Here is a 12,335-nt window from a genome sequence, read left to right as displayed (position 1 = left end):
ATTGTCACCCACGCAAACACCTTTTATACCGGTTGGGGAAAATTACTTTTTGATGCTGAAGAATGCGTCCTTGCCGGGGTACTGCGCCACGTCAAACAGCTCGTCTTCGATGCGCAGGAGCTGGTTGTACTTCGCCACGCGGTCCGTGCGGCTCGGCGCACCGGTCTTGATCTGGCCGGCGTTGACGGCAACGGAGATGTCCGCAATCGTGGTGTCCTCGGTCTCGCCGGAGCGGTGCGAGACGACGGCCGTCCAGCCGGCGCGGTGCGCCATCTGGATGGCGTCGAGCGTCTCGGTCAGCGTGCCGATCTGGTTGAGCTTGATGAGCACCGCGTTGGCTGCGCCGAGCTCGATGCCCTTTTTGATGCGCTGGACGTTCGTGACGAACAGATCGTCGCCTACGAGCTGGATCTTCTTGCCGAGGCGATCCATGAGCATTTTCCAGCCTTCCCAGTCGTCCTCGGCCATGCCGTCCTCCAGGGAGATGATCGGGTACTTCTCCACGAAGTCGGCGTACATGTCGACCATCTGTTCGCGGGTCATGACGATGCCGCGCTTCGGCAGATGATAGCAGCCGTCCTCGGCGTTGAACCACTCGGAGCAGGCGCTGTCGATAGCGATCATGAAATCGTCATACGGCTTGTAGCCGGCCAGCTCGATGGCCTTGACGAGCGCCTTGAGCGCGTCCTCGTCGCTGTCGAGATTCGGCGCGTAGCCGCCCTCATCGCCCACGCCGGAGGCCGGAACGACCTTCTTGAGCACGTGGAACACTTCCGAGCACATGCGCAGCGCCTCGGAGAAGCTCTTGGCGCCGACGGGCATGATCATGAACTCCTGAATATCGACGTTGCTGCCGGTGGCGTGTGCGCCGCCGTTGAGCACGTTCATCATCGGCACCGGGAGGGTCTTGGCGTTGCAGCCGCCGATGTAGTTATACAGGCTCTGGCCGGTCGCCAGCGAGCCGGCCTTCGCGCACGCGAGGGACACGCCGAGGATGGCGTTGGCGCCGAGGCGGGTCTTGTTCGGCGTGCCGTCGAGCTCAATGAGGAGCTTGTCGATCGAGGTCTGGTCGAGCACGTTCATGCCCTGCAGCGCCTCGGCGATCTCGACGTTCACGTTCTCCACGGCTTTGAGCACGCCCTTGCCGAGGTAACGGCTCTTATCGCCGTCGCGCAGCTCGCAGGCCTCGTAGATGCCGGTGGAAGCACCGGACGGAACGGCCGCACGGCCGACGGTGCCGTCGTCGAGCGTGACCTCCACTTCCACGGTCGGATTGCCGCGGGAGTCGAGAATCTCTCTGGCGCTGACGTCCACAATTTCAAAATAATCCTTCATGTTCATACTCCTTTATGATTTTTCGATAAGGCTCTCGCCTGTCATTGCGGGTTTGGGCTCGATGTGCATAAGTTCGAGCATCGTGGGTGCGATATCGGAAAGGCGGCCGTGCGGGCGCAGCGGCAGATCGCTGCCGACGAGCACCAGCGGCACGAGATTCGTTGTGTGCGCCGTGTTGGGCGAACCGTCCGGCTCGACCATGCGGTCGGCGTTGCCGTGGTCCGCGGTAACGAGCAGCGTGTAGCCCATCTCCTGCGCCGCCGCGACGACCTCGCCGAGGCAGCGATCCACGCACGCGACCGCCTGAATGGCGGCCGGCATCACGCCGGTGTGGCCGACCATGTCGCAGTTGGCGAAGTTGCAGACGATCATGTCATATGTACCGGTGCGGATGCGCCGGACCAGCTCATCCTTGATCTTGAAAGCGCTCATCTCGGGGATGAGGTCATAGGTCGGATACTCGCGCGGCGACGGGATGAGCACGCGGTCCTCGCCGGGGTACTGTGTCTCCGTACCGCCGTTGAAGAAGAACGTGACGTGCGCATATTTCTCCGTCTCCGCGATGCGCAGCTGGCGCAGGCCGTGGGCGCTGACGATCTCGCCGAGCGTATCGTGCAGCTCCTCGGGCGGAAACGCGACCGGGAGGCCGGTGAGCTTCTCATCGTAGCGCGTCGTGCAGACATAGTGCAGATGCTCCGCAACGATCTTGCGCCGGAAGCCGTCAAAGTCCGGCTGCGTGAGCGCATAGGTCATTTCGCGCGCGCGGTCGGGACGGAAATTCATGAAGATAACGCTGTCGCCGGACTGAATGCGCCCGTTCGGGTCGCAGACAACGGGCTTGACGAATTCATCCGTCACACCGGCGGCGTAGCTGGCCTCCATCGCATGAACGGGGTCGGGATCCTGTATGCCCTCGCCGCAGACCATGGCGTTGTAGCTGGCCTCGATGCGATCCCAGCGCTTGTCGCGGTCCATGCCGTAGAAGCGGCCCTGCAGCGTTGCGATCATTCCGGTGCCGAGTTCGGCGCAGTAGTCACGCAGCTGCCGGACATAGCCCGCGCCGCTCGTGGGCGCAACATCGCGTCCGTCGAGGAAGCAGTGCAGGTACACGCGCCCGATGCCGCGGTCGTGCGCCATTTTCACCATGGCAAAGATGTGCCGGATGTGGCTGTGCACACCGCCGTCAGACAGAAGGCCGAGGATATGCAGGGCCTTGCCGTTTGCTGCGTTGTCCAGTGCTGCTGCATAGACCGGATTTTCAAAGAATGTCCCATCCTCAATGGCTTTCGTAATGCGCGGCAGATCCTGAAACACGACGCGGCCGGAGCCGATGTTCGTGTGGCCGACTTCGCTGTTGCCCATCTGCCCGTCCGGCAGGCCGACGTCCAGCCCCGAAGCGGACAGCTTCGTGTGCGGCCAGCGCTGCAGGAGGCCGTCCATGACCGGCGTTTGGGCCATGTAAATGGCGTTGCCGTCGTTCGGCTCGCCGATGCCGTAGCCATCGAGAATGATGAGTGCGACTTTCCCGTTGCTCATTCGCAGGCTCCCTGCGCCGTCGCGGCGACGATCTTCGAGAAATCGACCGGCTTGAGTGACGCGCCGCCGATCAGGCCGCCGTCGATATCCGGCTGGGCCAGCAGCTCGGCCGCGTTGCCCGCGTTCATGGAGCCGCCGTAAAGGATGCTGATCGTCTTGGCCGTTTCGAGGTCATAGAGCTTGCCGAGCGTGGCGCGAATCGACGCACAGACTTCCTGCGCCTGCGCGCTCGTAGCGGTGTTGCCGGTGCCGATGGCCCACAGGGGCTCATAGGCGATGACGCAGTGCATGGCCTGCTCGGCCGTGAGGCCGGAGAAGGCCGCTGCGACCTGATAGGCGACATACGTCTCGGTCAGATCATGCTCGCGCTGCGCAAGACTCTCGCCGACGCAGATGATCGGCGTGATGCTGTCGTCGAGCAGGATCTTCGTCTTGGCATTGACCTGCAGGTCGGTCTCGCCGTGGTAGCTGCGGCGCTCGCTGTGGCCGACGATGCAGTACTGCGCGCCGAGGTCGCTGAGCTGCTCGGCAGACACCTCGCCGGTGAATGCGCCGTGCTGGTGCTCGGACACATCCTGCGCGCCGACGCCGAGGTGGCAGCCCTGCCCTGCCGTCTCCAGCGCGGCAATGAGCGGATACGGCGCGCAGATGACCACGTCACAGCAGCGCTCGGCGGGAAGATTCGCCTGCAGCTCCTGCGTGAAGGCCGGGATCTCGGCCACGCGCTTATTGAGCTTCCAGTTGCCGGCGATGATTGCTTTTCTCTCTTTCAAATTCATATCCAATGATTCCTTTCTGCGACTTACTTATCCAGCAGGCACGCAACGCCCGGCAGCTCCTTACCTTCCAGGAACTCCAGCGAAGCGCCGCCGCCGGTGGAAATGTGCGTCATTTTATCGGCAAAGCCGAGCTTCTCAACCGCAGCGGCCGAGTCACCGCCGCCGACGATCGTCACCGCGCCGGACTCTGCCAGCGCCGCCGCAATGGCTTCCGTGCCGGCGGCAAAGGCCGGGAACTCAAACACGCCCATCGGGCCGTTCCAGACGACCGTACCGGCACCCTTGACGGCCTTCGTGAACAATTTGATGGTTTCCGGGCCGATATCCAGGCCCATCCAGTCGGCCGGGATAGCATTGGTCGGCACAACCTTGCGCGCACAGTCGGCGGCAAACTGATCGCCGGCCATGGTGTCCACCGGGAGCAGCAGCTTCACGCCGCGGTCCTTCGCCTTCTGGATCATCTCAAGCGCATAGTCCATCTTGTCTGCCTCGAGCAGGGACGTGCCGATCTCGCCGCCCTGCGCCTTGATAAACGTATAGGCCATGCCGCCGCCGATGATGATCGTGTCGGCCTTTTCGAGCAGGTTGTTGATGACGCCGATCTTATCGGACACCTTTGCACCGCCGAGGATGGCCACAAACGGGCGCTTCGGATCCTCGAGCGCCTTGCCCATGACGGACAGCTCTTTCTCGATCAGCAGTCCGGCATACGCGGGCAGATACGCCGCGACACCGGCGGTGGAAGCGTGCGCACGGTGCACCGTGCCGAACGCATCGGAGACATAGAGCTCCGCCATCGAGGCAAGCTCCCTAGCGAATTCGGGATCGTTTTTCTCCTCGCGGGGATCGAAGCGCAGGTTCTCCAGCAGCAGGAGCTGGCCCGGCTGAAGCGCGGCCGCCTTGGCCTTGGCGTCCTCGCCGATGATGTCCTTGGCGAAGATGACTTCCATGCCCAGCAGCTCCGACAGGCGCTTGGCCACAGGAGCGAGCGTGAGGCTCTCTTTCCACGTGCCCTTCGGCTTGCCGAGGTGCGAGCAGGCGATCACGGCAGCGCCGTTGTCAAGCAGATAGCGGATGGTCGGCAGCGCGGCCACGATGCGCTTATCGCTCGTGATCTCGCCGGTCGTTTTGTCCTGCGGGACATTGAAGTCGCAGCGCAGGAGCACCTTTTTTCCGGAAAGCGGGACGTCCCTGACGGTCATTTTGTTGTAGTTCATCTTGCTTCCTCCTGTTTTGTGATTTCACACAGGCGTGTGATATGGTATTCAGACATTCAGATCGATCTGCCCGAGCATGTTCTGCTGGCGCAGCGCTTCATAGCACAGGATCGCCGCAGTATTGGACAGATTCAGGCTGCGCGCCTCCGCGCGCATGGGGATGCGCAGGCAATGGTCGGCATAGCGCTCGCGCAGCCACTCCGGCAGGCCCTGCGTCTCTTTGCCGAACATGAGCGTCACGTTCGGGGTCGAGAGGTCGGCGTCCACATAGCTCACGCTTGCCTTCGTCGTGAGCAGCCAGAGATTCTCATCGCCGTTTTTAGCAAAATACTCGTCGATGTTCTCATAGACCGAGATATCGACCAGATGCCAGTAATCAAGTCCGGCGCGCTTGACCGCGCGGTCGGAAATGTCAAACCCGAGCGGTTTGACCAGATGCAGCCGCGAACCCGTGCAGGCACAGGTGCGGGCGATGGCGCCGGTATTGTTCGGGATCTCCGGCTCAACCAAAACGATGTCTACCATAGTGCTTTCCTCTTACATATTTTTTCTATTTTGACGTCTATTATTTTATCCCGAAGCCGCTTTTTTTGCAATCTCCCTTTTAAATAAAGCTACCACAGGAACGCACTGGATTTCTGAACTTTTCATGAAACATGCCGAAGATGGTTGCGAAATGGATGAAAAAACTTTATAATATCCACAGAATCCATAGATTTCGCGCAAGACCCCATGCGCGGGAGGCATTATGACACAACTTTGCTCCATCTGTCCGCGCGGCTGCGGCGTCGACCGCGCAGGCGGACAATTCGGCTTTTGCGCCGTGCCGGACGCGCCGGTCGTGGCGCGGGCCGCGCCGCACTTCGGCGAGGAACCATGCATTTCCGGCACACGCGGCAGCGGCGCGGTGTTCTTCTCGGGCTGCAACCTGCGGTGCGTATTCTGCCAGAACCGCACCATCAGCCGCGGAGAGCACGGAAAAGAGATCACCGTCGCGCAGCTTCGCGGCATTTTTTTGCGTCTGCGCGATGAGGGCGTGCACAACATCAACCTCGTCACGCCGAGTCACTACACGCGGCAGATCGCCGAGGCGCTCTCCGGGCTGGAGCTCGGCATCCCGGTCGTGTGGAACAGCTCCGGCTACGAATGCGTCGAGACACTGCGTATGCTCGACGGGCTCGTGCAGGTATACCTGCCGGACCTGAAATACGCCCTGTCGGAGCCGGCCGCGCGCTACTCCGCCGCGGCGGACTATCCGCAGGTCGCGCGCGCCGCCATTCTGGAGATGTACCGCCAGACCGGTCCGTTCCGGCTCGACGAGGACGGCATGCTGCAGCGCGGCGTGCTCATACGGCATCTTATCCTGCCGCAGCAGGGGGAAAACACCCGCCGCGTCATCGACTGGGTCGGGCAGACATTTGCACCCGGCCAAGTGCTTTTCAGCCTCATGAGCCAGTACACACCCGTCGGCGATCTGGCGCAGTGGCCGGAGCTGCAGCATCCCATCTCCCCGGAGCTAAACGAAGAAATGTACCAGTACCTGATCGACAGCCAGATCACCGACGGCTTTTATCAGGATCTCGATGCCGCGACCGGCGACATGATCCCGGCGTTTGACGGCACCGGCGTTTGAACCACGACTCTTTCAATACAGAAAAAGATATACGGAGGTACCCTCATGGAGTACAAAGAGATTCTTGACAGCGCACGTACCTGCATCGGGCCGTACTGCAAAGCCTGCCCGGTCTGCAACGGCAAAGCCTGCGGCAACCAGGTCCCCGGTCCCGGCGCCAAAGCGCCCGGCAGCGGCTTTATCCGCAACTTTGACGCCTGGCAGAAGATCTGCGTCAACATGGACACCATCTGCCCGAACGAACCCGTCGATACGGCCGTGGAGCTGTTCGGCACCATGTACCGCTACCCGTTTTTCGCGGCTCCGCTCGGCGCGATGAAGCTGCACTACGGCGAAAAGTACACCGACCGCGAGTATAACAGCATTCTCGTCAACGCCTGCGCCGACAGCGGCATCGCCGCCTTCACCGGCGACGGTGTGGACGCCGCCGTGTTCCAGGGCGCGATGGAAGCCATCCGCACCGCGGGCGGCGTCGGCGTGCCGACGATCAAGCCGTGGAACCAGGAACTGGTCTTTGAAAAGCTCGATCTGGCCAGGACCAGCGGCTGCAAGGCCGTCGCCATGGACATTGACGGTGCGGGCCTCCCCTTCCTGAAAAATATGACGCCGCCGGCCGGCAGCAAATCCGTGCAGGAACTGGCGGAGATCATCCGCTACGCGGGTATGCCGTTCATCGTCAAGGGCGTCATGACCGTGCGCGGCGCGCAGAAGGCCGCAGAGGCGGGCGCGGCGGCGATCATCGTGTCCAATCACGGCGGCCGCGTGCTCGGCCAGACGCCGGCCAGCGCCGAGGTGCTGCCGGAGATCGCCGATGCCGTCGGCAGCAGCATGAAGATCTTCGTCGACGGCGGCATCCGCACCGGCACGGACGTGTTCAAGGCGCTGGCGCTCGGCGCGGACGCTGTGCTCATCGGCCGCCCGTTCGTGCCGATGGTCTACGGCGACGGCGCGCAGGGCGTGGCAACCTACATTGAAAAGATTGGCAGCGAGCTGCGCGACACGATGGCCATGTGCGGCGTGCACACGCTCGACGAGATCACGCGCGACTGCGTGCGCGTGATGTGACCTACATACAGCTAACGAAAAAAAGATCCGGGGACAGCCGTCCCCGGATCTTTTCTTTTTCAATCGTCCCAGATCATGGTGGCGAAGTAATCCTCCGGCGTCTCGGCGCGGCGGATCAGGCGCGTAGAGCCGTCCGGCTGCAGCAGCACCTCCGCGCAGCGAAGCTTGCCGTTGTAGTTATAGCCCATGGCGAGGCCGTGCGCGCCGGCATCGTGAATGACCAGCAGATCGCCGATGTCGATGCGCGGCAGCATGCGGTCGACGGCGAACTTGTCGTTGTTCTCGCACAGGCCGCCGACAATGTCATACTTGTGGTCACAGGGCGCATTCTCCTTGCCCATGACCGTGATGTGGTGGTAAGACCCGTACATGGCCGGGCGCATCAGGTCGCAGGCACAGGCGTCCGTGCCGATGTACTCCTTGTAAATATGCTTGGCATGGATCGCGCGCGTCACGAGATGACCATACGGCGCGAGCATGAAGCGGCCGAGCTCCGTGCACAGGGCTACATCGCCCATGCCGGCCGGGACGAGGATCTCCTCGTACACCTTGCGCACGCCCTCACCGATGACGGCAATGCCATTTTCCGATTCCTCCGGCCGATACGGGATGCCCACGCCGCCGGAGAGGTTGATGTACGCGATATGGCAGCCGGTCTCCCGCTGCAGCTCGACCGCGAGCTGGAAGAGAATGCGCGCCAGCGCGGGATAGTATTCATTGGACAGGGTATTGGATGCCAGAAATGCGTGGATGCCAAACTCCTCCGCGCCCCTGGCCTTGAGCATCCGGAACGCCTCGGTGATCTGCTCGCGCGTCATGCCGTACTTGGCGTCGCCGGGGTTGTCCATGACCTGAAAGCCCTCGCGCGACTCGCCGAGCGAGAACGTGCCGCCCGGATTGAAGCGGCAGCCGATCCGCTTCGGGATATAGCCGATCGTCTTTTCCAAAAAGTCCACGTGCGTAATATCATCGAGGTTGATGGTTGCGCCGAGCTTTGCCGCCAAGCGGTAATCCTCGGCCGGGGTCTCGTTGGACGAGAACATGATGTTCTCGCCGACGCTGCCGATGCGCTCGGCCATCATCAGCTCCGTGAGCGACGAGCAGTCGCAGCCGCAGCCCTCCTCCTGCAGGATCTTGAGGATGGCGGGGGTCGGCGTAGCCTTCACGGCGAAATATCCCCGGTAGCCGGGATTCCACGAAAAAGCGGCTTTCAGGCGGCGGGCATTCTCGCGGATGCCCTGCGCATCATAGAGGTGAAACGGTGTGGGATAGCGCGCGGCGATGTCCTCAAGCTGCTCCGCTGTTACAAACGGCTTCTTCATTGGACTTCCTCCCTGCAAAACCTAGTATTGTGCTCATTTTAGAAGCCGCTCGGGGCTGTGTCAAGAAGGCAAAGACATTTTCGCCGTTCCATGCATATGCGCGGCAAAATCATCCACCCGCTCCGTCATTTTACCCGGAATGGAAGAGCCTCAGATGTCCTCAAGCGACTCCGTTTCCACCGGCTGGGCCGCATCGACGAAGCGCACCTGCAGCACCGCCTGCGGCCAGTTGACCGAAATGGCCGCCGCCCGGCCGCGCGCCTGCGCCGCCGCGTCGATCTGCAGGCACAGCTCCGCCAGTACCTCGCGCGTCAGATAGCCGCCGCGCCAGTGGAACACCAGCCCCGGCTGCTTCTTGCGCAGCGCCTGGTCGACCCGGCGCGCGGCCTCCTCCGGCTTCGTCCACGACAGGTGCTGCAGCTTGTAGTAAAACTGCCCGCCGTCCGTGCAGGGCGGAGCCGGATACAGCAGCGGCCGGTGGTCGCGGAAGATCTTTGTATCGTCGAGATTGAAATAGTCATAGCGCGTGCCGTACTTACTGAGGGAATTGTCAAACGTGGCGTCCAGATGATAGCACTGCCCGCCGAGCTGGACGATGTTCCAGGCGTGCAGGTAGCGCTCGCCATTGGCGCGGTCCCGGTCGCTGACGGCGATCATGCACGGCAGCCCGAGCCCGTCACACAGCAGCTTGACCGTTTTGGCCATGCCCTCGCACACGCCGACGCCGTTGGTCAGCGGGCCGATGACTTCGTGCGAATACGGCTTTTCGAGCTTATCATAGCGGACGTTTTCCACGACGAAATCATGGATCGCGCGCTCCTGCTCCGCCGGCGGAAGACTGCGCAGCGGCCGCAGCAGGCGCGTCACGCGCGCCTCGATCGCCTGCCGGTGCTCCCGGATGCGCTTTTTCTCAAACCGGTACTCCGGCCAGAACTCCACAAACGCCGCCTCCGGCACCGCGCGGCACGAAAAACCAACGGCGTAGAAGATCTCCGGATGATCCAGCCGGAGCTGGAAAAAGAGCGTGCTGAGCGTTTCCATCGGCAGGCGCGGGATGCGCGCCGACGGCGTCAGCTCCCGCAGGCAGGTCAGCATGCCGTGATAGGCCGCGCGCTCCTGTGGCGGAAGCTGCTGGTAATAATACTGTGCGTGCAGCTGCATGGCTTACTTCGCTCCTTTCGTCAGATCGGCGCGCGGGCTGACCTGAAACCGTTTTTTGTACGCCCGTGAAAAGGCGGAATAGTCATGATAGCCGCACTGAAAGCAGGCGTCCGTCGTGCGCATGCCCTGTGCAATGAGGTCGCGCGCCACACGCAGGCGCTTATCCGTGAGGTAGCCGTGAATGGTGAAGCCGGTCTCCTCCCGAAACATACGCATCATATAATATTTGCTGAGGTAAAAGGTGTCCGCCAGCGCATCGATGCTGACGTCCTCGGTCAGGTGCGTGTTGAGGTATTCGAGAATGGCCGCCGTCTTCTCGTTGCAGTGCTCGGACGGGGCGTAGTTCACGCCGTCGTCATCCAGCCCGCGGCCCAGCATGACCAGCAGCTGCAGCATCTGCGCCCGCGCGAGCAGGTCGTGCCCGTAGGCCGTGCTCCGCTCCTCCTCCTCGAGCGCATCGAGCGTGCGCAGCAGCGCTGCGCGCCGCCCTGCCTCCGGCCGCAGGACAAAGCTCTGCCCATCGGCCGGCAGACGGAAGCAGGCGTCCAGCTGCGAAGCGGCCGTGGACTGTGCGCGGAGAAATTCCGGCGATATGTAGAGGATCACGCGCTCGTAGCGCTGGCTCGGGTCGATCTGCGCCTTGTGGATCGCCCCCTGCCGCACAAGCACCACGTCATACGGCCGCAGCACGTGCGTGCGCCCCTCGACGATGTAGTTCCCGCGCCCGGCCAGAAAGAATACTAGCTTGTGAAATTCATGATAGTGGAATGCCGTGTCCTCCGCCAGCGCACTGCTCAGGTGGAACAGACGGAAATCTTCATGCAGGTATCCCCTGCGCTCATAATCGGTCTGCTGCATGGCTCGCCTCCGAAAAAAGCATCTTTTGCAATATATGATAGCATTTTTGTACAATTATTGCAACGGTGAATTGTATATACTGTCACCAAAGCGCTGTTACGGCGCAATCTACACACTGGGAGTGTTGCATTTATGGCCAAGGCAAACGGTTCCAAGTCTTTCTTTAAGACTTACGGATTCCTGATCTTCATGCTCACCGGCATCGTCGCCGGCTGTCTCGTGGGCGCGTTCGCCCCGAACTTCGGCAAAAAGATCGAATTCCTGGGTACACTGTTCATCAACATGATGTTCTGTGTGGTGGTGCCGATGGTGTTCTGCTCCATCGCATCTGCCATCGCCAATATGAAAAGTGTCAAGCGCGCCGGTAAGATCATGGGTGTGACCATCGCAACGTTCCTGGTCACTGCCGCTATCGCCGGTGTCATCATGTACATCGTCTGCCGCATCTTCCCGCTCGTAGATGGTCACTACACCATCACGGAAGGCGAGATCGGCGATACGCTGGGCTTCGGCGACATGATCGTCAACTTCTTTACCAAGCCCGACTTCATGGAGCTGCTGAGCCGTAAGGCTATCCTGCCGCTGATCGTTGCGGCGGTGCTGTTCGGCTTCGGCATCCAGATGAACGGTGGCCCCGAGACAAAGACCGCGCAGGTGCTCGAGGATATCACGGGCTGCATCATGAAGACCGTGAAGCTCATCACCTACTATGCCCCGATCGGCTTCTTCGGCTTCTTTGCCAATCTGGTGTCTACTTACGGCCCGGAGCTGGTCGCCGACTACAGCCGCACGCTCATTATCTACTACGTCATGAGCTTCGTGTACATGTTCGTGTTCTTCCCCATCTACGCCCAGTTCGGCGGCGGCAAGGGCGGCGCGAAGATCATGTTCTCCAAGCTGTTCCGCCCGGCGGCGGTGTCGTTCGGTACCTGCTCGTCCGTTGCGACCATCCCGACGAACATGGAAGTTGCCGATGAGACCGGCATCAGCAAGGATGTCACGGACATCGTGCTGCCCATGGGCGCCACCATGCACATGGACGGCTCGGCCATGAGCGCCATCATCAAGGTCGCGTTCCTGTTCGGCGTGTTCGGACTGGACTTCACGACGGAAAAGGCCATTCTGGCCATCATCGTGGCGGTGTTCTCCTCCGTGGCCATGAGCGGTATCCCCGGCGGCGGCGGTACCGGCGAGCTGGTAGTCTGCACGATCTTCTTCCCCGACCAGCTGGCTGTTGCCTACCCGATCGCACTGGCGATCGGCAACCTCGTCGATCCTCCGGCGACCATGGTCAACTCCGCCGGCGACTATGTTGTGTCCTTCATCGTCTCCCGCTATGTGGACGGCAAGGATTGGCTGCAGAAGGCCATTGCCAAGAAGAGAGAAAGCAAGGCTATCGAGCAGTAATCTGCCGATGTATCAAATTCCT

11 protein-coding genes are annotated in these 12,335 nt (G+C 61.7%); 3 read left to right on the top strand and 8 right to left on the bottom strand.

What is annotated here, in order from left to right; genetic code table 11:
• Positions 1-42: 42 nt before the first annotated feature.
• Genes eno through OGM61_07215 form a run of 5 tightly spaced genes read right to left on the bottom strand, consistent with a single transcriptional unit; the run spans position 43 to position 5,392 of the window.
• Positions 43-1,335, bottom strand: a complete 1,293-nt coding sequence (eno, locus tag OGM61_07235) for a phosphopyruvate hydratase (GenBank protein UYI83653.1) — start codon at positions 1,333-1,335, stop codon at positions 43-45.
• Positions 1,336-1,347: 12 nt separating this feature from the next.
• The gene (gene gpmI / locus OGM61_07230) at positions 1,348-2,871 is read right to left on the bottom strand and encodes a 2,3-bisphosphoglycerate-independent phosphoglycerate mutase (protein ID UYI83652.1); all 1,524 of its coding nucleotides are present in this window, start codon (positions 2,869-2,871) and stop codon (positions 1,348-1,350) included.
• Positions 2,868-3,650: a triose-phosphate isomerase gene (gene tpiA, locus OGM61_07225; GenBank protein UYI83651.1), complete on the bottom strand. Its 783-nt coding sequence runs from the start codon at positions 3,648-3,650 to the stop codon at positions 2,868-2,870. The genes gpmI and tpiA overlap by 4 nt, the downstream gene beginning before the upstream one ends.
• 23 nt (positions 3,651-3,673) lie before the next feature.
• Entirely contained in the window at positions 3,674-4,867 is a 1,194-nt protein-coding gene (locus tag OGM61_07220; GenBank protein UYI83650.1) for a phosphoglycerate kinase, read from the bottom strand.
• Between the two features lie 48 nt (positions 4,868-4,915).
• Complete coding sequence (locus OGM61_07215; protein ID UYI83649.1) at positions 4,916-5,392, bottom strand: tRNA (cytidine(34)-2'-O)-methyltransferase; 477 nt, start codon at positions 5,390-5,392, stop codon at positions 4,916-4,918.
• Between the two features lie 223 nt (positions 5,393-5,615).
• On the opposite strand from OGM61_07215, the gene OGM61_07210 reads away from it, so the two are divergent.
• Positions 5,616-6,500: a radical SAM protein gene (locus tag OGM61_07210; protein UYI83648.1), complete on the top strand. Its 885-nt coding sequence runs from the start codon at positions 5,616-5,618 to the stop codon at positions 6,498-6,500.
• Positions 6,501-6,545: 45 nt separating this feature from the next.
• Positions 6,546-7,565 (top strand): alpha-hydroxy-acid oxidizing protein, encoded by a 1,020-nt coding sequence (locus tag OGM61_07205; GenBank protein ID UYI83647.1) that lies wholly within the window; start codon positions 6,546-6,548, stop codon positions 7,563-7,565.
• 59 nt (positions 7,566-7,624) lie between these two features.
• On the opposite strand, the gene OGM61_07200 is transcribed toward OGM61_07205, so the two are convergent.
• The 3 genes from OGM61_07200 to OGM61_07190 all read right to left on the bottom strand — a co-directional run bounded on the left by OGM61_07200 (position 7,625) and on the right by OGM61_07190 (position 10,906).
• On the bottom strand, positions 7,625-8,887 hold the full coding sequence (locus OGM61_07200) for a diaminopimelate decarboxylase (GenBank protein ID UYI83646.1): 1,263 nt from the start codon (positions 8,885-8,887) through the stop codon (positions 7,625-7,627).
• A gap of 150 nt (positions 8,888-9,037) precedes the next feature.
• Positions 9,038-10,048, bottom strand: coding sequence for a peptidase (locus OGM61_07195; GenBank protein UYI83645.1), 1,011 nt, complete (start codon positions 10,046-10,048; stop codon positions 9,038-9,040).
• A gap of 3 nt (positions 10,049-10,051) precedes the next feature.
• Positions 10,052-10,906, bottom strand: a complete 855-nt coding sequence (locus OGM61_07190; protein UYI83644.1) for an AraC family transcriptional regulator — start codon at positions 10,904-10,906, stop codon at positions 10,052-10,054.
• A gap of 132 nt (positions 10,907-11,038) precedes the next feature.
• Between OGM61_07190 and OGM61_07185 the strand changes: the two genes are divergently transcribed.
• On the top strand, positions 11,039-12,313 hold the full coding sequence (locus OGM61_07185; protein ID UYI83643.1) for a dicarboxylate/amino acid:cation symporter: 1,275 nt from the start codon (positions 11,039-11,041) through the stop codon (positions 12,311-12,313).
• Positions 12,314-12,335 lie beyond the last annotated feature (22 nt).

It is taken from the genome of Clostridiales bacterium (assembly GCA_025757645.1).
GTDB lineage: Bacteria > Bacillota > Clostridia > Oscillospirales > Oscillospiraceae > CAG-103.
The sequence above is the reverse complement of the archived record's forward strand: the minus strand, read 5'-3'. Positions and strand labels throughout refer to the sequence as shown.

Bases quoted from the DNA above. Each gene is read 5' to 3' on its own strand.
- eno (UYI83653.1), bottom strand. From the start codon at position 1,335: ATGAAGGATTATTTTGAAATTGTGGACGTCAGCGCCAGAGAGATTCTC.
- gpmI (UYI83652.1), bottom strand. From the start codon at position 2,871: ATGAGCAACGGGAAAGTCGCACTCATCATTCTCGATGGCTACGGCATC.
- tpiA (UYI83651.1), bottom strand. From the start codon at position 3,650: ATGAATTTGAAAGAGAGAAAAGCAATCATCGCCGGCAACTGGAAGCTC.
- OGM61_07220 (UYI83650.1), bottom strand. From the start codon at position 4,867: ATGAACTACAACAAAATGACCGTCAGGGACGTCCCGCTTTCCGGAAAA.
- OGM61_07215 (UYI83649.1), bottom strand. From the start codon at position 5,392: ATGGTAGACATCGTTTTGGTTGAGCCGGAGATCCCGAACAATACCGGC.
- OGM61_07210 (UYI83648.1), top strand. From the start codon at position 5,616: ATGACACAACTTTGCTCCATCTGTCCGCGCGGCTGCGGCGTCGACCGC.
- OGM61_07205 (UYI83647.1), top strand. From the start codon at position 6,546: ATGGAGTACAAAGAGATTCTTGACAGCGCACGTACCTGCATCGGGCCG.
- OGM61_07200 (UYI83646.1), bottom strand. From the start codon at position 8,887: ATGAAGAAGCCGTTTGTAACAGCGGAGCAGCTTGAGGACATCGCCGCG.
- OGM61_07195 (UYI83645.1), bottom strand. From the start codon at position 10,048: ATGCAGCTGCACGCACAGTATTATTACCAGCAGCTTCCGCCACAGGAG.
- OGM61_07190 (UYI83644.1), bottom strand. From the start codon at position 10,906: ATGCAGCAGACCGATTATGAGCGCAGGGGATACCTGCATGAAGATTTC.
- OGM61_07185 (UYI83643.1), top strand. From the start codon at position 11,039: ATGGCCAAGGCAAACGGTTCCAAGTCTTTCTTTAAGACTTACGGATTC.